The following is a 23,653-nucleotide window of genomic DNA, read 5'->3' as shown; positions in this document are numbered from 1 at the left end:
GCACCACCCGTGGAGGTGCCCGATGAGGGTGCTGCTGATGGGAGCCAACGGATACCTGGGCCGCTTCGTCGCCGAGCGGCTGCTCGCCGACCCCGCCGTGCAGCTCACCGCCCTCGGCCGGGGCGACGACGCGGATGTGCGCTTCGACCTCGCGGGCGGCAGCCCGGGCGCGCTGACCCGCTTCCTGGACGCGGTGCACCCCGGCGTGGTCATCAACTGCGCCGGGGCCACCCGCGGCGGCGCCCGCGAGCTGACCCGGCACAACACCGTCGCCGTCGCCACCGTCTGCGAGGCGCTGCGCCGCAGCGGCTGCGGGGCCCGGCTGGTCCAGCTGGGCTGCGGCGCCGAGTACGGGCCGAGCCAGCCCGGCTCCTCCACCGCCGAGGACGCGGTGCCCCGGCCCGGCGGCCCCTACGGGGTGAGCAAGCTGGCCGCCACCGAGCTGGTACTCGGCTCGGGTCTGGACGCGGTGGTGCTGCGGGTCTTCTCGCCCGCGGGGCCCGGCACCCCGGCGGGCTCCCCGCTCGGCAGGCTCGCCGAGGCGATGCGCCGGGCCATGCAGTCCGGCGACGGCGAGCTGAAGCTCGGCGGGCTCGGCGTCCAGCGCGACTTCGTCGACGTACGCGATGTGGCGCGCGCCGTGCACGCCGCCTCGCTCTCCGCCGCGCAGGGCGTGGTCAACATCGGCTCCGGCCGCGCGGTGCGGCTGCGGGACGCCGCCGCCACCCTCGCCCGGGTCGCCGGGTACGGCGGCACCCTGCACGAACTCGACGGCCCCCAGCACCCGGTGCGCGGCCCCATCGGCCACCCGCGCGGGGAGCACCACGACCACCCGGGGCCGGTGAGCCCGTACCCGGACGGCTGCGGCAGCTGGCAGCAGGCCGATGTGCGCACCGCCCGCGACCGGCTCGGCTGGCGGCCCCGGATCGTCCTGGAGGAGTCGCTCGCCGACATCTGGATGGAGGCGGCATGCCGCATCTGATCAGCCCGCGCGCCGCCGCGGCCACCGCCCCCTCCGGCGTCGGCATCGGGGTCCCGGGGCTCGCCCACCCGCTGCTCGCCCCGGCCGAGTGGGCCGAGCTGACCCGGCCCGGCACCCCGGTGGACTGGGTCGTCCTCAACGCGGGCCACGGCCCCGGCGACCGCCCCGACCCGCACTGCCTGGCCGCCGCCGGACGCCTGCGCAAGGCGGGGGTGCGGGTCCTCGGCCACCTCGACCTCACCTACGGGGCCCGCGCCTTCGGCGAGGTGGTCTCCGAGGCGCACCGCTACCTCGACTGGTACCTGGCCGACGGCTTCCTGCTCGACCGGTGCCCCACCGAGCGCGCCGCCCTGCCGGAGGTCCGCCGCACCGTCGCCACCCTGCGCGCGCTCGCCGCCGCCGGGCGCGAGGGTCCCGGCCGGTCCCCGACGGCGCATGTGGTCCTCGGGCACGGCGGCCACCCGTACCCGGGATACGCGGAGAGCGGGGACCAGCTGATCACCTTCGAGGGGCCCTGGAGCGACTACCGCTGGTCGCAGGCGGCCGAGTGGACCGCGGACTACCCGCCGGAGCGGTTCTGCCATCTGGTCCACTCGCTGCCCGCGGGCCATCTGGAGGAGGCGCTGCGCATCGCCCGCTGGCAGGGCGCGGGCACGGTCTGCTTCACCGACCGTACGGACCGCGGATCGGCCGCCGCGCCCTGGGAGACCATGCCCGGCTACTGGGACGCGTTCGTCTCGCACGGCGGGACAGGTGTCTCGGAATGAAGAAGCGCGTGGCAGTGTTACGGCAAGAACTGCCGTTTTGACATCCGACCAACGGAGCCCCCGTGTCGCTGCCACCCCTGGTCGAGCCCGCATCCGAGCTCACCGTAGACGAGGTCCGCCGGTACTCCCGCCACCTGATCATCCCCGATGTGGGCATGGACGGGCAGAAGCGGCTGAAGAACGCCAAGGTGCTCTGCGTGGGCGCGGGCGGACTCGGCTCCCCGGCCCTGATGTACCTGGCCGCGGCCGGCGTCGGCACGCTCGGCATCGTGGAGTTCGACGAGGTCGACGAGTCGAACCTGCAGCGCCAGATCATCCACAGCCAGGCCGACATCGGCCGCTCCAAGGCCGAGTCGGCCCGGGACACCGTCAAGGGCATCAACCCGTACACCGAGGTGGTCCTGCACCAGGAGCGCCTGGAGTCCGAGAACGTCCTGGAGACCTTCGGCCAGTACGACCTGATCGTCGACGGCACCGACAACTTCGCCACCCGGTACCTGGTCAACGACGCCTGCGTGCTCCTGAACAAGCCCTACGTCTGGGGCTCGATCTACCGCTTCGACGGCCAGGCCTCGGTCTTCTGGTCCGAGCACGGCCCCTGCTACCGCTGCCTCTACCCGGAGCCGCCGCCGCCCGGCATGGTCCCCTCCTGCGCCGAGGGCGGCGTGCTCGGCGTGCTCTGCGCCTCCATCGGCTCGATCCAGGTCAACGAGGCCATCAAGCTGCTCGCGGGCATCGGCGAGCCGCTGGTCGGCCGCCTGATGATCTACGACGCCCTGGAGATGCAGTACCGCCAGGTCAAGGTCCGCAAGGACCCGGACTGCGCGGTCTGCGGCGAGAACCCGACCGTCACCGAGCTCATCGACTACGAGGCCTTCTGCGGCGTCGTCTCGGAGGAGGCCCAGGAGGCCGCCGCCGGGTCCACGATCACTCCCAAGCAGCTCAAGGAGTGGATCGACGACGGCGAGAACATCGACATCATCGACGTCCGCGAGCCGAACGAGTACGAGATCGTCTCCATCCCCGGCGCCCGGCTGATCCCGAAGAACGAGTTCCTGATGGGCACCGCGCTCACCGGCCTGCCCCAGGACAAGAAGATCGTCCTGCACTGCAAGACGGGTGTCCGCAGTGCGGAAGTCCTCGCGGTGCTGAAGTCCGCGGGCTTCTCCGACGCCGTGCACGTCGGCGGCGGCGTGATCGGCTGGGTCAACCAGATCGAACCGGACAAGCCGGTCTACTGAGCCGCGGCGGTCCAGCGGACCAGCAGCGCACCAGCGCAGCAGCTCAACGGCCCCTGCCAGGGGGCTACTTGCGCGGGCCCGTCCTCTCCGGCGCCATCGGAGGGTGCGGGCCCGCGGCGTGGGCGCGCACGGCTCAGGTGCCCCGGGGCGCCCGTACGACCTGCCGTCCCCGGCCCCAGGCGGCCAGCGGACCCAGCGCCTGGTTGAGGCGGGCGCCGTCCTCGGTCAGCGAGTACTCGACGCGGGGCGGCACCTCCTCGTAGGAGACGCGGCGGACGATGCCGTCGGCCTCCATCTCGCGCAGATGGGAGGCGAGCACCTTCTCGGTGATGCCCGGGACCTCGCGGCGCAGTTCCCGGAAGCGGCGGGCGGGCCGCTCCTGGAGGGCCCAGAGGATCAGCACCTTCCACTTGCCGCCGATGATCTCCATCGCGGTGTCGATCCCGCAGGCGTGCGCACCCGGTGTGTCCGGCCGGTTCAGCGTCGTCATGGCCACCCCTTGGACCTCCTCGCTCACCCGCGGGTAAGCGCCCACTCCGAAGTGCGTACTTGAACCCTCCGGCATCGGTGACCAGCCTAATCGGCATGGCACAGAACGCAGTCGAGAAGACGCCCCTCACCCTGCTCGGCCTCGGTGCGATGGGCACCGCGCTGGCCCGCGCCTGGCTCGCCGCCGGTCATCAGGTCACCGTCTGGAACCGCACCCCGGGCCGGGCCGCGCCCCTGGTGGCCGAGGGCGCCGTGCTCGCGGAGAGCGCCGCGGCGGCGGTCGCGGCGAACTCCCTGGTCGTCCTCTGCCTCCTCGACGAGGCCTCGGTCGAGGAGGTGCTCGCCGGTACCGAACCGGCGGGCAAGGACCTGGTCAACCTCACCACCGGCACCCCCGCCGAGGCCCGCGCCCGGGCCGCCTGGGCGAGCGCGCGCGGCGCCCGCTGCCTGGACGGCGGGATCATGGCCGTCCCTCCGATGATCGGCGTCCCGGCCTCCGGTGCCTACGTCTTCTACAGCGGCTCCCACGAGCTGTTCACCCGGCACCGGGAGACACTCGCCGTCCCGGCCGGGACCACCTGGACCGGTACGGACCCCGGTCACGCCGCCCTGCACGATGTGGCCCTGCTCAGCGCCATGTACGGGATGTTCGCCGGTACCGCGCACGCCTTCGCCCTGATCCGGGAGGAGGACATCGACCCGGTGGCCTTCGCCCCGCTGCTCGCCGACTGGCTCACCGCGATGGCCCCGGCGGTGCACCGGACCGCCGAGCGGCTGAAGAGCGGTGACCTCACCGGGGATGTCGTCTCCGACCTGGCCATGCAGACGGCCGGGGTGCCGACCTTCCTCGGCACCGCCGAGCAGCAGGGCGTCAGCCCCGAACTCCTCCGCCCCTACTTCGCCTTGATGCGCCGCCGACTGGCCGAGGGCGGCGGCGGGGAGGACCTGGCCGGTCTGATCGACCTGCTGCGCCGGGCCCCCGGAACCGCCGCCTGACCCGGGGCCGTACCGCTGCCCGCGACGCTCCGCCCGGCCCGCCGTCGCCCCGGCGGACGGGGCGGGGAGCAGGCCCGGCGGAAGGAGCGGAGCCGACCGCCCCCGGCTCCACCGCCCGTACGGCTTGCCTCCCCTGCGCCTGGGTGACCGCCGCCGTCCGCGGGGACGGCGGGAACCCGCCAACCGCCCTCCCCACCAGCGGAGTTTCCCGGGTGCGGGCGCGGCTCAGCCCGCGCAGACCTTCCCGTCCTTGGGCGCCTCGCCCCGCAGCAGATAGCCGTCGACCGCCCCGTCCACGCAGGAGCTGCCGCTGCCGTACGCGCCGTGGCCCTGGCCCTTCCAGGTCAGCAGGACGCCGACGCCCTTGCCGAGTTCGTCGGCCATCTTGCGGGCGCCCTCGTAGGGGGTGGCCGGATCGCCGGTGTTGCCGACGACGAGTACCGGTGCCGCGCCGGGCGCCGCGACCTCTGGGGTGGCGCGGGTGCCGGGCACCGGCCACTGGTGGCACCAGCCCGCGGTGTCCCAGTTGAGGAAGTCGCCGAAGACGGGGGAGAGGCGGCGGAACTCCGCCCCGCGCCGCTTCGCCTCGGCGGCGGTCGGCCGGTCCTTCGCGTCCCGGCAGGAGATCGCGCGCTGGGAGTGGCTCTGGGTGTCGTAACGCCCGCTCTCGTCACGGCCGTTGTAGTTGTCGGCGAGGCGCAGCAGCGGGCCGCCGTCGCCGTCCTCGGCCGCCTGAAGGGCCTCGGTGAGCACCGGCCAGTTGGACTTGCTGTAGAGGGTGACGGCGATCCCGGTGGTGGCCAGGGTCTGGTTCAGCTTCCGGTCGCCGTCGCCGCGCAGCGGCTTCTGGTCCAGGCGGGCGAGGAGTCCGGCGATCCGGGCGGTGCCCTTCTTGGGGTCCTCGCCGGTGGAGCGCAGATAGTCCTCCAGCGCCCGCTGGAATCCGCGCGCCTGGTTCCTGGCGTGGCCCACCGAGTCCGCCGTGGGGTCGACGACCGCGTCCAGGACCAGCCTGCCGACCCGCTTCGGGAACAAGTGGGCGTAGGTGCCGCCGAGTTCGGTGCCGTAGGAGATACCGAAGTAGGAGAGCTCGCGGTCGCCGAGCACCTGGCGCATCAGGTCCAGATCGCGGGCGGTCTCGGCGGTGGACAGATGCGGCAGCAGCGCGGCGTCCTCGCGGGCGCAGCCCTTGCCGAAGTCCGCGGCGTCCCGCAGGAAGGCCCGCTCCTCGGCAGCCGTGTCCGGGGTGGCGTCCACCGACTCGGCGGCCTGGAGCGCCCGGTCGTCGCGGCAGCGGACGCCCTCGCTCGCGGCCACCCCGCGCGGGTCGAAGCTGACCAGGTCGTAGCGGCCGCGCAGCCTCTCGTACTCCCCCGCGAGCGCGGGCAGGGTCTTCAGGCCCGAGCCGCCGGGGCCGCCGAAGTTGAAGAGCAGCGAGCCGATGCGCTCCTTCGCGCCGCCGGTGGACCGGGCGCGGATCAGGGCGATCCGGAGCTGGGTGCCCTCGGGCTCGGCGTAGTCGCGGGGCACGCGCAGCCGGGCGCACTCCCAGTCGCCGCCGGGTGCCCGGCCGGACTCGTCCGCCGCACAACGGCCCCAGTCGAGCTTCTGCCCGGTCAGCGAGGCGGGCAGGGACTGGCCGCCGGGCGCCGGTTCCGAGGGCCCCTTGGCATCGGGTGAGGGCCCGTCCCCGCCGTCGTCCCCGGAGCCCCCGCACCCGGCGATCAGCAGGGCGGCCGCACCGGCGGCCAGCGCGCGCAGCAGACGCATGACTTCTTCCTCCCCCTGAGCGGGCCCCGGACGGCACCCCTCGCGCCGGGCACCCCGGTGCCCGGACGGTGCCGCCATCGTAGGCGTCAGCCGCAGACCGTCCCCGACCTGGGCACCCGCCCGTCGAGCAGATAGCCGTTCACCGCCTTGCGCACACAGGCGTCCCCGCTGTCGTACGAACCGTGCCCCTCGCCCTTGTACGTCAGCTCCACACCGACCCCCTTGCCGAGCGCCCGCGCCATCTTGCGGGCGCCCTCGTAGGGAGTGGCCGGGTCCCCGGTGTTGCCGACCACCAGGATCGGGGCCGAGCCGGGGGCGCTCACCTCGGGGTGCTCGGCCGCGCCCGGGACCGGCCAGTCGGTGCAGGTGAGCATCCCCCAGGCCAGGTAGTCGCCGAAGAGCGGCGCGGCCTTGCGGAAGGCGGGCAGCTGCCGCTCGACGTCCCGCACCGCCTGCCGCTCCTTCTCGTCCGAGCAGTTGATGGCGACATTGGCGGCCTGGATATTGCTGTACGAGCCGTCCGGATTGCGCCCGTTCATCGAATCCGAGAGCAGCATCAGGGTCTGGCCGTTGCCGTCGTAGGCCTCCTCCAGACCCTGGGTGAGGTACTCCCAGAAGTCCTTGGAGTAGAGGGACTGGGCGATGCCGTTGAGCGCGGCGGTCTGGGTGAGGCGGCGCGGGAAGGCGCCGGGCAGCGGCTTGGCGTCGAGCCGCTTCAGCAGGGCGGCGATACGGCGCTTCACGTCCGCCGCGGAGTCGCCGAGGGTGCAGTCCTCGCCCTTGGCGGCGCAGTCCTCGGCGAAGTTGTCCAGGGCCAGGGTGAAGCCGCGGGCCTGGCCGAGCGCGCCCTGCTCGGTCGACTCGGTGGGGTCGACGACCGCGTCGAAGACGGCCCTGCCGACCCGCTTCGGGAACAAGTGGGCGTAGACACCGCCCAGTTCGGTGCCGTAGGAGACGCCGAAGTAGTACAGCTTGCGGTCGCCGAGCACCTGGCGCATCAGGTCCAGGTCGCGGGCCGCGTCGGTGGTGCGCACATGCGGCAGCATCTCGCCGGAGTTGTCCTCGCAGGCCTTGTTGAACTCCCGGGTGTTCGCGAGGAGTTCGCCGCGCTCGGCCCGGTTGTCCGGGGTCGAGTCCTGCTGGAAGTACGCGTCCAGGTCCTCGGCGTCCTCGCAGAGCACCGGGGCGCTGGCGCCCACCCCGCGGGGGTCGAAGCTGACCAGGTCGTAGCGGGCGCGCAGGCTCTTGTACTCGTCGCCGAAGGAGGGCAGCGTGGTCACGCCCGAGCCGCCGGGGCCGCCGAAGTTGAAGAGCAGCGAGCCGATGCGCTCCTTCGCGCCGCCGGTGGAGCGGGCCCGGATCAGCGCCAGGTCCACCGTCTTGCCCCGCGGCTCCTTCCAGTCCCGGGGCGCCTTCATCGTCGCGCACTGCCACTCGCCGCCGCCGGCCGCGCCCCGCGGGGCCTTGCCGCCGCCCTGGGCGTCCTCGGGAGCCGGGCAGTCCCGCCAGTCGAGCTTCTGCCGCGGCAGATCCTCGGAGGCCGAGCCGCTGTCGCCGCCGCCGTCCCCGCAGCCGGGCAGCAGCGCCGCGAGGAGGACGAAGGAGGCGAGGGCGGCGGCACGCAGCGGGCGGGGCTTCGGCATGCGTCCATCCTCGGCCGGGGGCGGCGGGCCCGCCCGGGGCCGCGGGCCGAGCGGGTGAGGGCCGGGGCGGGACCCGGTTCCCCCGGGGGGCGGGGAGCGGGCCGGGGCCAGCCGAGGACGCGGGCCGCGGGGGTCGGCTGAGGGCGCGGGCCGGGTCGGCCGAGGACGCCGGGCCGGGGCCGGCCGAAGGCGCGGGTCGGGTCAGCCCAGGACACGGACGCGGGCCGGGGTCAGCCCAGGACGCGGATCGGCGCACCGGCCAGGAAGGCCTGGATGTCCTCGACGGCCTGGGAGTAGTACGTGGCGTAGTTGGCGCGCGAGACATAGCCGAGGTGCGGGGTGGCGAGCAGCCGGGGCGCGGTGCGCATCGGGTGAGCGGCGGGCAGCGGCTCCTGGTCGAAGACATCGACGCCCGCCCCCGCGATCCGCCCCTCGCGCAGGGCGGCGAGCAGCGCCTCCTGGTCCACGATCGCGGCCCGGGAGGTGTTCACCAGGTAGGCCCCGGGCCGCATCAGCGCCAGCTCCCGGGCGCCGATCAGCCCACGGGTGCGCGGGCCGAGCGCGAGGTGCACGGAGACGAAGTCGGCACGGGCGAGCAGCTCCTCCTTGGAAGCGGCGAGGCGGACGCCGACCTCCTCGGCGCGGGCGGGGGTGAGGTGCTGGCTCCAGGCGAGCACGTCCATGCCGAAGGCGAGGCCCACCCGGGCTACCTTGGCGCCGATCTTCCCGAGGCCGAGCAGCCCGAGGGTGCGGCCCGCGAGGTCGGTGCCGACGCTGCCCTGCCAGGGCCCGCCCTCGCGCAGCGCGGTGCTCTCCGGCACCAGCTGCCGGGCGAGGCCGAGCAGCAGCGCCCAGGTCAGCTCGGTGGGCGGGGTGCTGGAACTCTCGGTGCCGCACACCGTGACCCCCGCCGCCCGGGCCGCCTCGTAGTCGATCACCGAGTTGCGCATCCCGGAGGCGATCAGCAGCCGCAGCCGGGGGAGCCGGGTCAGGAGGGAGGCGGGGAAGGCGACACGTTCGCGCAGGGTGACCACGATGTCGAAGTCGGCGAGCGCCGCCGCGAGTTCGTCCTCCGTACCGAAGTGCTCGGTGAAGGAGACCGCCTCCACCCGGCCTTCGAGCACCGACCAGTCCGCACCGGCGGCCGCGGCCCGCTGGTAGTCGTCGAGCACGGCACAGCGCAGTGCGGTCCCCACGGTGCTCCCCTCCGACCGGCCCGGAACGGTCACCGGGCCGCTGACCTCACCGTACGCGGCGGTCCCTTGGGGGAGGGGCCGGGGGCGTCAGAGGGCGCCCTTGCGGGTGAGGTGGTTGAAGAAGAGCCAGCCGGGGAGCACCGGCAGCCACAGGGTCAGCAGCCGGTAGAGCAGCACGGCGGGCGCCGCGACCTCCTTGGGCAGGCCCACCGCGATCAGCCCGACGGTCAGGGTGGCCTCGACGGCGCCCACTCCGCCGGGGGTCGGGGCGGCGGAGCCGAGGGCGTTGCCCGCGAGGAAGACCACCGCGACGCTGGCCAGGCTCAGGGTGGAGGCGTCGTCCTTGCCGAAGGCGCGGATCGAGGCGTCCAGGCACATCACGAAGCAGGCGGTGAGCAGCAGCATGCCGCCGATGCCGGTGAGCAGCTTCTGCGGACGCTGGAGCACGTCCAGCATGCGCGGCACCACCCCCGCGAACAGCGAACGCACCCGGGTGGAGACGAATTTGCGCAGGAACGGGATCGAGGTCACCACGAGCACGAGCACAGCCACCGTCAGCAGACCGGCGATGACCGTACGGGAGGGGGAGAGCGAGGGGGTCTTCTCGGTGCCCGTCAGATAGCCGAAGGTCAGCAGGAGGACGACATGGCTGCCGAGCCCGAAGAGCTGCGAGGCGCCGACGCTGGCCACCGCGAGCCCGGGCCGCACCCCGGAGCGCTGCAGGAAGCGGGTGTTGAGGGCGACCCCGCCGACCGCGGCCGGGGCGACGATCTTCACGAAGGACCCCGCGACCTGCGCGGCCACGGTCCGCAGGAAGGGCACCCGCTCCGGCACGAAGCCGAGCAGGCTCATCGCCGCCGCGAAGTAGCTCAGCGCCGAGAAGACCACGGCCGCGATGACCCAGCCCCACTGGGCCTCGTCGAAGAGGGTGCCGAACTCGATGTGGGTGAGCTGCGAGAGCAGGAAGTACGCCCCGATCGCGCCCGCGATGAAACTGACCAGGGTGCGCGGCCTGATCCGCTCCAGCCGGGCCGGCTCCACCGGGGCCTGCGGGCGGATCCGGAGCACCTGGTGGCGGATCTGGGTGAGCAGGTCCTCCTCGCGGGCCTCCTCCAGGGCCTCGTCGATGGCCCGCTTCTCGGCCTGCTTCTCGGCCCGGACCGCCTTCTTGCCGCGCTCCGGCGTGCGCGCCGCGCTCTCCTCGCCGCCGCTCTCCTCCAGCCGCGCCTGCTTGGCCCGCTGGGAGGCTTCGAGAACCGCCTCGCGCTCGCGCTGCGCCCGCTCCCGGGCGAGCTTGCGCAGGGTCGTACGGGTGGCCCGGGTCAGCGCGATGGGCTGGAGCATCGGCAGGCAGTCGGCGACCGCGTCGGGGCCCAGCACCGCGAGGGCCGAGGCCACCGAGCGTTCGGCGCCCACCCGCAGGCCGAGGGTGGCGAGGAGCTGGGCGATGTCCATCCGCAGGCCGAGATCGCCGGCCGCGATCTCACCGCCGCGCAGATCGGTGAGGATCACCTTGCCGGAGCGGTCCACCAGGAGGGCGTCGCCCGCGAGCCTGCGGTGCGCGATGCGCCGCGACTGCAGCGCCTTGACCTGCCGCCAGATGTCCGCGAGGAGCGCGTCGGTCAGCTCCTCGTCCGGCAGCGAGTCGAGGGTGCGGCCGCCGGTGTGCTCGTAGACCAGCATGACCGCGTCGGGGCCGAGCTCGGAGGTGGCGATCAGCTTGGGGGCGTTGGCACCGGCCGAGATCACCGCATAGGCGAGCAGGGCCTCCTGCTCCAGGGCCTGCCGCAGGGACTGCAGGCTGCTGCGGGTGGTGATGCCGCGCAGGGTGATCCGGCGCCAGGCGCGATAGAAGAAACCTTGCGCCTGCTGTTCCCGGTCGACCACCGTGACATCCAGGGGCGGCCCGTCCTCCAGGGTGACGAAATAGCGCCGCCCGCGGTCCGCGTGCTCTATGCCGTCCTGGGCGGGCTCGACCTCCTGGCGGGCCGCGCTGAGCGGCCGGAACCCGACCCGGCGCAGCCCGGTGAGCAGGGTCCGCCCGGTGGGCCGGACATTCGGGGAGCCGACGGTGTAGAGGGTGCCGTAGGCGACCGACCAGCCGATCAGCAGCGTCAGGATGATCGAGAACGGCGTCGTGTACCCGGTCACCAGCATCGCGAAGGCGTCGAGCAGCAGCACCGCCCACAGCACCACCCGCCACCGCGGCCGGCGCGACATCCCGACCGCCGTCATATACGCGATCACCGGCGCGAGATAGCCGTGCACGGGATCGGTGAGGGCGTGCACGTCCCCCGGCGCGGGCTGGGTCAGCGCGTCCTTGATCGACCCGGGCGCCGACTTCGCCACCCACAGATCGGTCGCCAGGGTGACGCCGTGCGCGAGCACCGCCGCGAGCACACCGTCCGCGATACGCAGCCCGTCCCGCTTGATCAGCCGCTCGATGGCGAAGGCCACCGGCACCAGCAGGACCGCGATGCTGGAGGCCAGCCCCGCGAACTTGATCAGCAGATCGGGCGCCTGGCCGGTGCCCTTGCTGATGTCCTGTTCGAGGCCCGAGGTGGTGCCGTGGGCGAAGGCGGCGATGGCGAGCACCACCGCGATCGCGAGCACCCCCACCAGCAGCCGCATCAGATCCGAGGGGCGGTGCACCCGCGCCGCGAGCAGCGGCTCGTCGCCCTCGACCTCGTCGGCGTGCGCACCCCCGCTGCGGATCGAGGCGTTCTCCCCGTCGGCGTGGGAACCGAGGCGGGGTGGATGTGTGGGGGGTGGGCGGGTGCGTGGGGGCGGGGGGGGGTGGTCTGGGCGGCCGGGGTGGTCGGGGTGGTCGGGGGCGCCGGAGTGGGCTGGGTGGCCGGGGGCGTGGGGGAGCTCCGGGGGGGAGGGGGTGGCGGGGCCGTGGTGGAGCTCGGGGTGGTGGGAGTGGGCGGGGTGTCCTGGCGTGGGGGTGTGGTCGCGGGCTTCCCGGGTTGGGCTTCTCCGGGGGTCGTCCCGGAAGCGGTACCGGGGGCGGTGGTGGGTGCGGTCCGGGGTGCGGCGGTGGGTCTCGGGGATGCCTCCGCCTCGGGGCGGGTGTCCGTGGCCTGCCGGTCGGTGTCCGTACCCTCGCGACCGGTTTCCGCGACCTCTGGGCCGATGTCCGTGCCCTCTCGGTCGGTGCCTGTGGCCTCCCGCCTGGTGCCCGTGCCCTCCCGGTCGGTGCCCGTGGCCTCCGGGCCGGTGCCGGTGGCCTCGGGACCGGTGCCCGTGGCCTGGGGACCGGTGCCCGTGCCCTTCCGGTCGGTGTCCGCGGCGGGCGGTGCGCCGTCCTGGTCGTCGGCTCCGCCGGGCGTGCCCGTGCCCGGCGCCCGCTCGCCGCGGCCCCCTGGCTCGCGGTGCGAGTCGGTGCCGGGCTCCTTGGCCGCTTCGTCGGGGCGCACGCCTCGCCGTTCCCTCGTCTCATCCGGTTCTGGGCGGTGCCCTGGCTCGTCCGTCACCAGTCACCGTCCGCATGATGGTGGCATGCGCCGGGCGCGAGCGGAGGCAGCAGGGTGCGGCTCACGACCATCAAGTCCGCTTTGTCGGACTCTGCCGCCGGTGCCCCGCTGATCCGCCCGCGCTGTCGGTGGCGTACGGCAGGATGGGGCGGATGAGCGAACAGAACCCCCCGAGCGAGCGCGCCGCACCCTCGGACGGCGACGGCGCTCACGAGCTGCCCGTCTACGCCGAGCGCGTCCTGGACGTCGCCGAACTGATCCCCGAGGGCCGCGTCATGACCTACGGCGATGTCGCCGAGTGGCTGGCCGAGGGCGGCCCCCGGCAGGTCGGCCGCGTCATGGCGCTCTACGGGGGAGCGGTCCCCTGGTGGCGGGTGGTCCGCGCCGACGGACACCTGCTCCCCGGCCACGAACTGCGCGCCCTGGAGCACTACCGCGCCGAGGGCACCCCGCTGCGGGAGGCCTCCCGCAGCACCGAGGGGCATCTGCCCCGCCTGGACATGAGGCGGGCGCGCTGGGACGGCGGGGGCACGGAGGCTCACACCTGACAGCCTGCGCCACCGCGCGCCCCCACGGCAGGCCCGTGGACCGTACGGGGGACACCCGCGGGCCGCCCCGACTGGCGTACGTTCGACTCCCACGCCCCCGTGACCCGCAGCGCGGGCCGGTGGGGCCGGGGACGAGAAGGCGCGGGGACCCCAGGCTCGGGCGCTCTCCGGGCCCCCGGCCGCCGTCACCGCGCACAGCGGTCCGCGGCGGCCCGCACCGCACCACCAGCACAACCACCAGGACCGGCGATTCACGTGAGCTCCTCTTCCTCCACCCGGCGCCTGTCGCACCCCCGGGTCCGGCAGGGGGACTCCGCGTACCGTCTCGTCCGCACGCCGCCGGCCACCCTCGGCCCTCCTCGACTGGACGCAGCGCAGCAGGCCGTGGTTGATCACCAGGGCGGACCGCTCCTCGTCCTCGCCGGGCCCGGCACGGGCAAGACCACCACCCTCGTCGAGTCGGTCTGCGCCCGCCTCGCCCGCGGCGACGACCCCGAACGCCTCCTCGTCCTCACCTTCAGCCGCAAGGCCGCCGTCGAACTGCGCGACCGCATCGCGCTGCGCACCACCGCCGCGGGCGCGGTACAGGCCACCACCTTCCACTCCTTCTGCTATGCGCTGGTCCGCGCCCACCAGGACAGCGACCTCTTCCGCGAGCCCCTGCGGCTCCTCTCCGGCCCCGAGCAGGACGTCGCCGTACGCGAACTGCTCGCCGGCCAGATCGACCTGGCCCGGCACGGTCTCGCCCGCACCCGCTGGCCGGACGAGCTCCGGGCCTGCCTGACCACCCGGGGCTTCGCCGACGAGGTCCGCGCGGTGCTGGCCCGCTCCCGTGAACTCGGGCTCGGCCCGCGCTCGCTGGCCTCCTTCGCGGCCCGCACCGGGCGGCCCGACTGGGGAGCCGCCGCCGACTTCCTCGCCGAGTATCTGGACGTCCTCGACCTCCAGGGGGTCCTCGACTATGCCGAACTCGTCCACCGGGCGGTCCTCCTCGCCCGGCGCCCCGAGGTCGCGCGCCGGCTCGCCGCCCGGTACGACGCCGTGTTCGTCGACGAGTACCAGGACACCGACCCCTCCCAGGTACGGCTGCTCCAGGCGCTGGCCGGGGACCCCGGCGCGGCCCGCCCCACCGGGCGTCCCGCTCCCGGCGCCGAGTCGGCCGCCGCCTCCCGGCGGGCGCTCCTCGCCTTCGGCGACCCGGACCAGTCCATCTATACGTTCCGCGGCGCGGACGTGAACGGCATCCTCGACTTCCCCGACACCTTCCGCCGCCCCGACGGCCGCCCCGCCCCCGTCCGCGTACTCGGCACCTCGCGCCGCGCCGGAGCCGGACTCCTCGCGGCCACCCGGCTGCTCACCCAGCGGATGCCCTTGACCCGGCTGCCCTCGGAGAAGGTACGGGCGCACCGCGAGCTGACCGCCGAGCGCGAGGGCGGCACGGCCGAGGTGTACACGTATCCGACGGCGGGCGCCGAACTCGACAACATCGCCGACCTGTTGCGGCGGGCCCATCTGGAGGACGGGGTCCCGTGGGGCGGGATGGCGGTCCTGGTCCGCGCCGGGGCCCGCTCGATCCCGGCCGTACGGCGTGCCCTGTCCGCCGCCGGGGTCCCGCTCGACATAGACGGCGACGACCTCCCGCTCCGCCACGAACCGGCCCTGGCACCGCTCCTCCTCGCCCTCCGGGTGGTCGCGGAGTCCGTGGACGGCGACCGGCGATCGGAACAGGGCGCGGAACCGGGACAGGGACGGGGACAGGGACAGGGACAGGGACAGACAGCGGACCAAGACCAGGATCAGGGCCGGGGGCCGGGCGAGGATCAAGGCCGGGGGCAGGATCAGGACCAAGGCGCGGGGCGTGCGGACCAGGCGCCGGACCAGACGCCTGGCCAGGCACAGGACGGGACATCTGAGCCGTCTGAGCCGTCCGCGATGCCCGAACCGGTGGCCGGGGAAGCGCCCGAGGAAAGCTCCGCGGCGGGCGCGGAACCCCCGGACGCCGCCGTCGGCTGGCTGGACACCGAGACCGCCCGCACCCTGCTCACCTCGCCGCTCGCGGGCATGGACACCGCCGATCTGCGCCGCCTCGGCCGCGCCCTGCGGGAGGAGGAGCGCGCCGCCGGGAACCGGTTGCCGCCGTCCTCCGACGCGCTGCTCGCCCGCGCCCTCGCCGAGCCCGAACGCCTCGTCGCCCATGACCCCGCCTACGCGCGCGGAGCCCAGCAGCTCGGCCACCTGCTGCGCAGGGCACGGCAGCGGCTGGCCGCGGGCGGCAGTGCAGAGGAGGCGCTCTGGGAACTGTGGGCCGGCACCTCCTGGCCGCGGCGCCTGGAGAGCGCCGCCCGGCGCGGTGGCGCGGCGGGCCGCAACGCCGACCGCGATCTCGACGCGGTGTGCGCCCTGTTCGCGACCGCGGCCCGCGCCGAGGAGCGCACCGGGGGCCGCGGCGCCCTCAACTTCCTCGCCGAGGTCGACGCGCAGGACATCGCCGCGGACACCCTGACCCGGCGCGCGGTGCGCCCCGATGCCGTACGCCTGATGACGGCGCACCGCGCGAAGGGCCTGGAGTGGCGGGTGGTCGTGGTCGCCGGGGTGCAGGAGGGGCTCTGGCCCGATCTGCGGCGCCGCGGCTCGCTCCTGGAGGCGGACCGGATCGGGCGGGACGGGCTCGCCCAGCCGCTCACCCCGGGCGCCCTGCTCGCCGAGGAGCGCCGCCTCTTCTACGTCGCGGCCACCCGGGCGAGCGAGCGCCTGATCGTCACCGCGGTACGGGCCCCCGCCGACGACGGGGACCAGCCCTCGCGCTTTCTGGGTGAACTCGGCGTCGAGCCGAAGGAGGTGACGGGCCGCCCCCGGCGCCCCCTCGCCGTGGCGGCGCTCGTCGCCGAGCTGCGTGCCACCACCGTCGATCCGCGGGTCTCCCCGGCCCTGCGGCAGGCGGCCGCCGAACGGCTCGCCCGGCTCGCCGCGCTCGACGACGGCGAGGGCCGGCCGCTCGTGCCCGCCGCCCACCCCTACCGCTGGTGGGGGATGGAGGAGCCGACCGAGAGCCGGGTCCCGCTGCGCGATCGCGACAAGCCTGTCGTGCTCTCGGGCAGCGCGCTCGACCAACTCGCCCGTACCTGCGCCCTGCAGTGGTTCCTCGGCCGGGAGGTGAAGGCGGACTCCCCGGCGAGCGCGGCCCAGGGCTTCGGCAATGTCGTCCACGTCCTCGCCGACGAGGTCGCCTCCGGGAAGACCCCGGCGGATCTGGACGTCCTGATGGAGCGGCTCGATTCGGTCTGGGAGGCGCTCGCCTTCGACGCGCCCTGGAAGTCGGCCCAGGAGAAGGACACCGCACGCCTCGCCCTGGAGCGCTTCCTGCGCTGGCACGTGCTCGACCGCGCCGGGCGCACCCCGGTCGCCAGCGAGCACGACTTCGACGTGACGCTCACCACCGGCGAGGTGGACGTGACGATCCGCGGATCGATGGACCGGGTCGAGCGGGACGGCGAAGGGCGGGCCTACGTCGTCGACTTCAAGACCGGCAAGCAGGCTCCGAGCACGGCCGAGGTCGAGCGGCACCCGCAGCTGGCCGTCTACCAGCTCGCCGTGCGCGAGGGCGCCGTCGACGAGGCCTTCGGCGGGGAACGCCCCCCGCCCGGCGGTGCCGAACTCGTACAGCTGCGCCAGGGCGCGGCGCGTCGGGACGGCGGGGACGAACTGCCCAAGGTCCAGGCCCAGGAGGCCCTGAACGGCGACTGGGTCGGCGAACTCCTCGCCACCGCCGCGGGCCGGGTGCTCGACGAACGCTTCTCGCCCACTCCTGGTCAGCATTGCACTCACTGCTCCTTCCGTTCCTCGTGCAGCGCACGCCCGGAGGGCCGCCACATCGTCGAGTGAGGACACCGCGTCCTCGGAGGCAGCAGTATCGGGCGGACGCAAGAATCCGTGGGGAGCCTGTGGATAACTTCGGGACGAGGTCCGCCGAGAGCCGGGAGGGCGGGCTGCCTGTGGACAACGGACGGACTGTCGGTCGGCGCGATTAGCCTCTCCCCTGTGACCGCACGACTGACCGACCCCGCACAGCTCAAGGAGCTGCTGGGCATCCCGTTCACCCCGGAGCAGACGGCCTGCATCACCGCGCCGCCGGCCCCGCAGGTCGTCGTGGCCGGAGCCGGTTCGGGCAAGACGACGGTCATGGCGGCCCGTGTGGTCTGGCTGGTCGGCACCGGGCAGGTGGCACCGGAGCAGGTGCTCGGCCTGACCTTCACCAACAAGGCCGCGGGCGAACTCTCCGAGCGGGTGGCCAAGGCACTGGTACGGGCCGGGGTCACCGACCCCGATGTCATCGACCCGGACCATCCGCCCGGCGAGCCCGTGATCTCCACCTACCACGCCTTCGCCGGGCGCCTGCTGACCGACCACGGACTGCGCATCGGCCTGGAGCCGACGACCAGGCTGCTCGCCGACGCCACCCGCTTCCAGCTCGCGGCCCGGGTGCTGCGGGAGGCGCCGGGCTCCTACCCCGCACTCACCCGCTCCTTCGCCGATCTCGTCGGCGACCTGCTCGCCCTCGACTCCGAACTCGCCGAGCACCTCGTCGACCCCGCCGCCCTGCGCCGCCACGACGCCGAGCTCCTGCTCGCGCTCGACGGGGCGAAACTCAGCAACGCCGAGCTGCGCAAGGTGCCCGAAGCCGCCGCCGCCCGCCGCGAGCTGACCGCGCTCGCCACCCGCTACCGGGAGGCCAAACGCTCCCGTGACCTCCTCGACTTCGGCGACCAGATCGCGCTGTCGGCCACCCTCGCGCGCAGCCGTCCCGAGGTCGGCGCGCTGCTGCGGGAGGAGTTCCGGGTGGTCCTGCTGGACGAGTACCAGGACACCTCGGTCGCCCAGCGCATCCTGCTCGCCGGTCTGTTCGGCGGCGGCACCGGACATCCGGTGACCGCGGTGGGCGACCCCTGCCAGGCCATCTACGGCTGGCGGGGCGCCTCGGTGGCCAACCTCGACGACTTCCCGCAGCACTTCGCGCACGCCGACGGAGCCCCCGCCGCGCGGTACGCCCTCAGCGAGAACCGCCGCAGCGGCGGCCGCCTGCTCGACCTCGCCAACTCCCTCGCCGAACCGCTGCGCGCACGGCACGCGGGCGTCGAGGCGCTGCGTCCCGCGCCGGGCGCCGAGCGGGACGGACTGGTGCGCTGCGCCCTGCTGCCCACCCACGCCGAGGAGATCGACTGGCTCGCCGACTCGCTGGCACACCTGGTGGCCACCGGTACCCCACCCGGGGAGATCGCCGTCCTGTGCCGCACCGCCACCGACTTCGCCCGCATCCAGGAGGCGCTGGTCGACCGGGACGTCCCCGTCGAGGTCGTCGGGCTCTCGGGCCTGCTGCACCTGCCGGAGATCGCCGACCTCGTCGCCGTCTGCGAAGTCCTCCAGGACCCTGGTGCGAACGCCGCCCTGGTGCGACTCCTGACCGGCCCGCGCTGGCGCATCGGCCACCGCGACCTCGCCCTCCTCGGCCGCCGCGCCCGACTCCTCGTACGGCACGGCGACCCCGGCGGCGAGCAGGACGAGGACGCCGATCAGCGACTTGCCGAGGCGGTCGAGGGCGTCGACCCGGCCGAACTCGTCTCCCTGGCCGACGCCCTGGACACCTTCCTCGACTCCGGCGGGGCCGCCGAGGACGGGCTGCCCTTCTCGGAGGCGGCCCGGGTCCGCTTCGCCCACCTCGCCGCCGAGCTGCGCGAACTGCGCCGTTCCCTCGCCGATCCGCTGATGGACGTACTGCACCGGGTGCTCGCGGTCACCGGCCTGGAGGTCGAACTCTCCGCCTCACCACAGGCGCTGGCGGCCCGCCGCCGCGAGACCCTCGCCAACTTCCTCGACGTCGCGGCCTCCTTCGCCGCCAGTGAGAGCGAGGCGAGCCTGCTCGCCTTCCTCGGCTTCCTGCGCACGGCCGCGCAGTACGAGAAGGGGCTCGACAACGCCCTGCCCGGCGGGGAGAACACGGTCAAGGTGCTCACCGCGCACAAGTCCAAGGGGCTCGAATGGGATGTGGTCGCCGTCCCCGGCCTGGTCAAGGGCACCTTCCCGAGCACCCAGGGGCGCGAGAAGTGGACCGCGCAGGGCAGGGTCCTGCCGCACGCGCTGCGCGGCGACCGCGACACCCTCCCCGAGGTCGCCTCCTGGGACCCCCGCGGCCTGCGGACCTTCCACGAGGACATGAAGGAACACCAGCGCACCGAGGAACTCCGCCTCGGCTACGTCACCTTCACCCGGCCCCGCTCCCTGCTCCTCGGCTCCGGCCACTGGTGGGGCCCCAGCCAGAAGCGCCCGCGCGGCCCCTCGGACTTCCTCGAAGCGCTGTACGCACACTGCGCGGCCGGGTACGGCGAGATCGAGGCCTGGGCGGAGCAGCCCGCCGAGGACGAGGAGAACCCCGCACTCCACGAGGCCTCGGTGGAACGGGCCTGGCCGCTGCCCCTCGACCCCGAAGCCCTGGAACGCCGCCGCGCCGCAGCCCGGACGGTCAACGCCCACCTCGACCGCCTCGCCGCGCAGGCCGCCGGGGACGGTTCGGACGCCCCGCCCGTCGGAAGCCGCGCGGGTACGGTCCCGCCGCGCGGACGACCCGGCGCCCCCGGTGGATCCCCGCTCTTCGACGATCCCGAATGGCCGGCGGTCCCGGAGGACGAGGCGTATCCGGAGGAAGGCTTCCCCGCCGCCGCACCAGCCGAGGCGGAAGAACTCCTGACGGGGGAGCCGACCGAGCCCGAACTTGCCGAGGACGAACCGGACTTCGCCGACCCCGACCCCGACTCCGACCCTGGCCTCGCTTCTGACCCCAGCCCTGACCTCGACCTTGCCTCCGACCTCGACCTCGACCCCGACCGTGATCTCGGTGACTGGGACTCCTGGGAACAGCGCCCGACCGTCCGCGGATCCGGCGCCCTTCCCCGCCAGGCCCCGGCCCCGGTTCCGCCGCACCCGCGTGCCTCCGAGGAGGACCTGACCCCCGAGGAGACCCGTACGGTCGCCTCCTGGGACCGGGATCTGGAGGCCCTGACCGGTGAACTCCTGCGCGCCAGACAGGGCGTGACCGAGGTCGTGCTCCCCGCCTCGCTCAGCGCCTCGGAGGTCCTGCGCCTCGCCTCCGACCCGGACGGGCTCGCCCAGGAGCTCGCCCGACCGCTGCCCCGGCCTCCGCAGCCCGCGGCTCGCCGGGGCACGCGGTTCCATGCCTGGGTGGAGTCACGCTTCGAGGAGCTGCGCCTGCCCATGATCGACCCGGAGGAACTCCCGGGCGCCGAGGCGGAGATCGCCGACGAACGCGACCTCGAATCCCTCAAGGAGGCCTTCACTCGGGGCCCGTATGCCCGGCGCACCCCGCACCGCATCGAGACCCCCTTCCAACTGGCGCTCGGGGGACGGGTACTCCGGGGCAGGATCGACGCCGTGTACCGGACGGCTCCCGCCGAGTCCCGCGAGGAGGGCCCCGAAGGCCCAGGGGACGTCAGGTACGAGATCGTCGACTGGAAGACCGGACGCGCCGACAGCGCCGACCCGCTCCAGCTCGCGATCTACCGCCTCGCCTGGGCGGAGCAGCAAGGGGTACCGCTCGACTCGGTGGACGCCGCCTTCCACTTCGTCCGCAGTGGGCAGACCGTCCGGCCCCAGTCCCTGCCCGGCCGCGAGGAACTGGAAAGGCTGCTCAGTGCGGACCCTACGGATGCCGGGGGAGCAGACAGTGCCGATCGGGAACCGCGGGAGCACGGGGACCGAGGAGGCGGGGAGACGGAGAGGAGGGCACGCATAGCTGATGCAGATGGCTGATGCCGAGTACGAGGGGAGAACCTTGGCCAGGTGACGGGGGAGCGTCACCCGAGACGCGTGGCCTCCAGCAGAGGGCGGTACCGCTGCCGCAGCAGCGCCTCCTGGGCCCTGCCCTCCGGCTCGTCCTCCCCGGGACCGGCGCCGGACCAGCCGGAGCCCCAGGGGATCGGGCAGGGGGAGGGGTGTTCGGGATCCGGGCACAGGACGCGGGTCAACTCCTCGCGCAGGGCGTCGACTTCCTCCCGGGAGCCCAGCACACCCACTCTGATCTCGTGGACGGCGCGGGTGCCGGGCGACTCCTCGGGGTGCTCGATACGCCACTGCTCGGGCAGCTCCTCGTGGAACTCCGCCAAGGGCATGCCGCCGGGGCCGGTCGTCTCCTGCGGACCGGCGACCTGGAGGGCGTGCGGAACCCCTCGCCTGCCCAGCAGCCGGGCGAAGCCGTCGACGCTGCCGCGCACGCCCTCTTCGTCGGCATAGACACCGACCTGGATCTCGTAGAGCTTGCGGGGTGAGTTCGGGGCAGACAAGAAGACTCCGGAGAGAAGGAGGAAGGGAGAGAAGGGAGGGAAGTTAAGGGGGAGAGGAAGACCTGAGTGGGTTGCGAGGGGCGCGAAGGGAGACGCGGAGACGGAGCCAGGTGCTCCGCCGTTCCACCCTGCCACCTGAACCGTCGTACGGGCATCGGCTTTTCCGGGCGTCGGACCGTGCTCCGGCTCCGTGGCGGGGAGGCGGATGACCTGGTGACCGTGAGCCAGAACCACGGTGAGCCGTCACCGGAGAGTGCCCAGAGGCCAGGCGCTCGGTGCCCCATATCCCGCGCTCAGCGGTCGCGTCGCCGCCAGGTGAGGCGGCGCCGGGTGAGGCGGCGCAGGGCGTGCGGGCCGCGCGGTCCGGTGCGGGGGCGTTGCCGCGAGGGGCGCCGGGGGCCGTAGCCGGGGCGTAGGGGGCTGGGCCGGCCTCCGGGTCCGTCGTCGGGGGAGAGGAGCGGGGCCTTGCGTTCCGACTGGGCCTGGATCTCGTAGTGCGAGTCGTGGGCGGTCGCACGGAAGGCCTCGTCGTAGGAGGCCGGGGCCGCACTGATCCCGGCACCGGCGCTGCCACGGCGCCGTACGTGCACCGCCAGCCGGGCGAGCGCACCGAGGACCACGGTGAAGCTCCCCAGCACCACCAGGAGCGGCCACACCTTGTCCATGCCGGGGAGCCTACGTCCGGACACCGACCGGTGGCGCGCCCCCGGAAAAGGAGCACAGGATCACAGATGCCTCCCGGCCGGGGCACCCCCTGAGGGCGGATAGGCTCGAAGACATGAGCGAGACCCTGGACAGCGCCGTCCGCAGTTATATCGACACCCACCGCGAGGTCTTCCTCGGCGACCTCGCGGAGTGGCTGCGCATCCCGTCCGTGTCCGCTCAGCCGGCGCACGCCCAGGACGTCCAGCGCAGCGCGGACTGGCTGGCCGCTCAGCTCAAGGAGACCGGATTCCCGACCGTCGAGGTCTGGCCGACCGAAGGGCTCCCCGCCGTCTTCGCCGAGTGGCCGAGCGGCGATCCCGGCGCCCCGACGGTGCTCGTCTACGGGCACCACGATGTGCAGCCCGCCGCCCGTGAGGACGGCTGGGCCACCGAGCCCTTCGCGCCCGAGATCATCGACGGCAAGCTGTACGCACGGGGCGCGGCCGACGACAAGGGCCAGGTCTTCTTCCACACCCTGGCCGTGCGCGCGCACCTCGCCGCGACCGGGCGGAAGGCTCCGGCCGTCCACCTCAAGATGCTCGTCGAGGGCGAGGAGGAGTCGGGTTCCCCGCACTTCGCCGCGCTCGTCGAGGAGCATGCCGCCCGGCTGGGCGCCGATGTCGTGATCGTCTCGGACACCGGCATGTGGTCCGCCGAGACCCCCACCGTCTGCACCGGGATGCGCGGCCTCGCCGAGTGCGAGATCACCCTGTACGGGCCCGCCGAGGACCTGCACTCCGGGTCGTTCGGCGGCGCGGTGCCGAATCCCGCGACCGCGCTCGCCCGGCTGGTCGCCGCCCTGCACGACGAGGACGGCCGCGTCACGATCCCCGGCTTCTACGAGGGAGTCGAAGAACTCACCGAGCAGGAGCACGCCCTGTTCGCCGAACTCCCCTTCGACGAAGCCTCCTGGCTGGACACCGCCAAGTCGCAGGCGACGGCGGGCGAGCACGGCCGTACCACCCTGGAGCGCCTGTGGGCCCGCCCCACCGCCGAGGTCAACGGCATCGGCGGCGGCTACCAGGGCGAGGGAGGCAAGACGATCATCCCGTCCTCGGCGATGGTCAAACTCTCCTTCCGGCTGGTCGCCGACCAGGACCCGGAGCACATCGAGCGGATCGTCGGCGACTGGGTGGCCCGCCGGATCCCGGCGGGCATCCGCCAGGAGACGGTGTTCAGTGCCGGTACCCGCCCGTGCCTCGCGCCGCTCGACCACCCCGCGCTCGGCTCCCTCACCCGCGCGATGGGCCGTGCCTTCGGCCGGAGGATCCTGCTCACCCGTGAGGGCGGCTCCGGTCCCGCGGCCTGCCTCCAGGAAGTACTGGGGGTACCGGTGCTGTTCCTCGGTATCTCCGTACCCTCGGACGCCTGGCACGCGCCCAACGAGAAGGTCGAACTCGACCTGCTGCTCAAGGGGGCCGAGGCCGGCGCGTACCTGTGGTCCGACCTCGCCCAGAACTGGCCCGGGGCCACCTGACCCGCGCCGCCCACT

The 23,653-nt window shown here is 74.1% G+C and carries 15 protein-coding genes; 8 read left to right on the top strand and 7 right to left on the bottom strand.

Going from position 1 to position 23,653, the window contains the following annotated elements; translation table 11 throughout:
• Positions 1–22: 22 nt before the first annotated feature.
• From MID12_RS08685 to moeZ, 3 genes are all read left to right on the top strand, one after another.
• Positions 23–982 carry an NAD-dependent epimerase/dehydratase family protein gene (locus MID12_RS08685; protein WP_040248577.1) on the top strand — a complete coding sequence of 320 codons (960 nt, stop codon included), beginning with the start codon at positions 23–25 and terminating at the stop codon, positions 980–982.
• Positions 970–1,749, top strand: a complete 780-nt coding sequence (locus MID12_RS08680; RefSeq protein ID WP_040248574.1) for a spherulation-specific family 4 protein — start codon at positions 970–972, stop codon at positions 1,747–1,749. The genes MID12_RS08685 and MID12_RS08680 overlap by 13 nt, the downstream gene beginning before the upstream one ends.
• A gap of 62 nt (positions 1,750–1,811) precedes the next feature.
• The gene (gene moeZ, locus MID12_RS08675; RefSeq protein WP_263165828.1) at positions 1,812–2,990 is read left to right on the top strand and encodes an adenylyltransferase/sulfurtransferase MoeZ; all 1,179 of its coding nucleotides are present in this window, start codon (positions 1,812–1,814) and stop codon (positions 2,988–2,990) included.
• A 133-nt stretch (positions 2,991–3,123) separates the two neighbouring features.
• Here moeZ and MID12_RS08670 read toward each other — a convergent pair whose 3' ends face one another.
• Positions 3,124–3,480, bottom strand: coding sequence for a winged helix-turn-helix transcriptional regulator (locus tag MID12_RS08670; protein ID WP_263165826.1), 357 nt, complete (start codon positions 3,478–3,480; stop codon positions 3,124–3,126).
• Between the two features lie 95 nt (positions 3,481–3,575).
• Here MID12_RS08670 and MID12_RS08665 point away from each other — a divergent pair, with 95 nt between their 5' ends.
• On the top strand, positions 3,576–4,475 hold the full coding sequence (locus tag MID12_RS08665) for an NAD(P)-dependent oxidoreductase (protein WP_263165824.1): 900 nt from the start codon (positions 3,576–3,578) through the stop codon (positions 4,473–4,475).
• 225 nt (positions 4,476–4,700) lie between these two features.
• Here MID12_RS08665 and MID12_RS08660 read toward each other — a convergent pair whose 3' ends face one another.
• The 4 genes from MID12_RS08660 to MID12_RS08645 all read right to left on the bottom strand — a co-directional run bounded on the left by MID12_RS08660 (position 4,701) and on the right by MID12_RS08645 (position 11,715).
• A complete protein-coding gene (locus MID12_RS08660; RefSeq protein WP_263165822.1) occupies positions 4,701–6,245 on the bottom strand; it encodes an alpha/beta hydrolase in 1,545 nt (514 codons plus the stop codon).
• An 86-nt stretch (positions 6,246–6,331) separates the two neighbouring features.
• A complete protein-coding gene (locus MID12_RS08655; protein WP_040248563.1) occupies positions 6,332–7,888 on the bottom strand; it encodes an alpha/beta hydrolase in 1,557 nt (518 codons plus the stop codon).
• A 230-nt stretch (positions 7,889–8,118) separates the two neighbouring features.
• Complete coding sequence (locus tag MID12_RS08650) at positions 8,119–9,084, bottom strand: D-2-hydroxyacid dehydrogenase family protein (RefSeq protein WP_263165820.1); 966 nt, start codon at positions 9,082–9,084, stop codon at positions 8,119–8,121.
• Positions 9,085–9,171: 87 nt separating this feature from the next.
• Positions 9,172–11,715, bottom strand: a complete 2,544-nt coding sequence (locus MID12_RS08645; RefSeq protein ID WP_411576926.1) for a lysylphosphatidylglycerol synthase domain-containing protein — start codon at positions 11,713–11,715, stop codon at positions 9,172–9,174.
• A gap of 997 nt (positions 11,716–12,712) precedes the next feature.
• On the opposite strand from MID12_RS08645, the gene MID12_RS08640 reads away from it, so the two are divergent.
• The 3 genes from MID12_RS08640 to MID12_RS08630 all read left to right on the top strand — a co-directional run bounded on the left by MID12_RS08640 (position 12,713) and on the right by MID12_RS08630 (position 20,926).
• The gene (locus MID12_RS08640; RefSeq protein ID WP_317633365.1) at positions 12,713–13,108 is read left to right on the top strand and encodes an MGMT family protein; all 396 of its coding nucleotides are present in this window, start codon (positions 12,713–12,715) and stop codon (positions 13,106–13,108) included.
• Positions 13,109–13,363: 255 nt separating this feature from the next.
• On the top strand, positions 13,364–16,990 hold the full coding sequence (locus tag MID12_RS08635; RefSeq protein ID WP_263165816.1) for a UvrD-helicase domain-containing protein: 3,627 nt from the start codon (positions 13,364–13,366) through the stop codon (positions 16,988–16,990).
• Positions 16,991–17,146: 156 nt separating this feature from the next.
• Positions 17,147–20,926, top strand: a complete 3,780-nt coding sequence (locus tag MID12_RS08630; RefSeq protein ID WP_263165814.1) for an ATP-dependent DNA helicase — start codon at positions 17,147–17,149, stop codon at positions 20,924–20,926.
• A 44-nt stretch (positions 20,927–20,970) separates the two neighbouring features.
• Here the strand turns inward: MID12_RS08630 and MID12_RS08625 are convergent, their stop codons facing one another.
• Positions 20,971–21,456: a hypothetical protein gene (locus MID12_RS08625; RefSeq protein ID WP_263165812.1), complete on the bottom strand. Its 486-nt coding sequence runs from the start codon at positions 21,454–21,456 to the stop codon at positions 20,971–20,973.
• Positions 21,457–21,749: 293 nt separating this feature from the next.
• Positions 21,750–22,121, bottom strand: coding sequence for a hypothetical protein (locus tag MID12_RS08620; RefSeq protein ID WP_263165810.1), 372 nt, complete (start codon positions 22,119–22,121; stop codon positions 21,750–21,752).
• A gap of 113 nt (positions 22,122–22,234) precedes the next feature.
• Here MID12_RS08620 and MID12_RS08615 point away from each other — a divergent pair, with 113 nt between their 5' ends.
• Entirely contained in the window at positions 22,235–23,638 is a 1,404-nt protein-coding gene (locus tag MID12_RS08615) for a dipeptidase (RefSeq protein ID WP_263165809.1), read from the top strand.
• The last annotated feature ends 15 nt before the right edge of the window (positions 23,639–23,653 follow it).

Origin of the sequence: Streptomyces sp. SCSIO ZS0520 (assembly GCF_025643355.1) — a bacterium.
Classification (GTDB): domain Bacteria; phylum Actinomycetota; class Actinomycetes; order Streptomycetales; family Streptomycetaceae; genus Streptomyces; species Streptomyces physcomitrii.
Note: the sequence above shows the minus strand (reverse complement) of the source record. Positions and strands in the feature narration are given on the sequence as shown.

What these genes read in the sequence shown, in the direction of transcription:
- MID12_RS08660 (WP_263165822.1), bottom strand. Translation starts at nt 6,245, where the DNA reads ATGCGTCTGCTGCGCGCGCTGGCCGCCGGTGCGGCCGCCCTGCTGATC.
- MID12_RS08655 (WP_040248563.1), bottom strand. Translation starts at nt 7,888, where the DNA reads ATGCCGAAGCCCCGCCCGCTGCGTGCCGCCGCCCTCGCCTCCTTCGTC.
- MID12_RS08615 (WP_263165809.1), top strand. Translation starts at nt 22,235, where the DNA reads ATGAGCGAGACCCTGGACAGCGCCGTCCGCAGTTATATCGACACCCAC.
- MID12_RS08620 (WP_263165810.1), bottom strand. Translation starts at nt 22,121, where the DNA reads ATGGACAAGGTGTGGCCGCTCCTGGTGGTGCTGGGGAGCTTCACCGTG.
- MID12_RS08640 (WP_317633365.1), top strand. Translation starts at nt 12,713, where the DNA reads ATGAGCGAACAGAACCCCCCGAGCGAGCGCGCCGCACCCTCGGACGGC.
- MID12_RS08670 (WP_263165826.1), bottom strand. Translation starts at nt 3,480, where the DNA reads ATGACGACGCTGAACCGGCCGGACACACCGGGTGCGCACGCCTGCGGG.
- MID12_RS08680 (WP_040248574.1), top strand. Translation starts at nt 970, where the DNA reads ATGCCGCATCTGATCAGCCCGCGCGCCGCCGCGGCCACCGCCCCCTCC.
- MID12_RS08645 (WP_411576926.1), bottom strand. Translation starts at nt 11,715, where the DNA reads ATGCGGCTGCTGGTGGGGGTGCTCGCGATCGCGGTGGTGCTCGCCATC.
- MID12_RS08685 (WP_040248577.1), top strand. Translation starts at nt 23, where the DNA reads ATGAGGGTGCTGCTGATGGGAGCCAACGGATACCTGGGCCGCTTCGTC.
- MID12_RS08665 (WP_263165824.1), top strand. Translation starts at nt 3,576, where the DNA reads ATGGCACAGAACGCAGTCGAGAAGACGCCCCTCACCCTGCTCGGCCTC.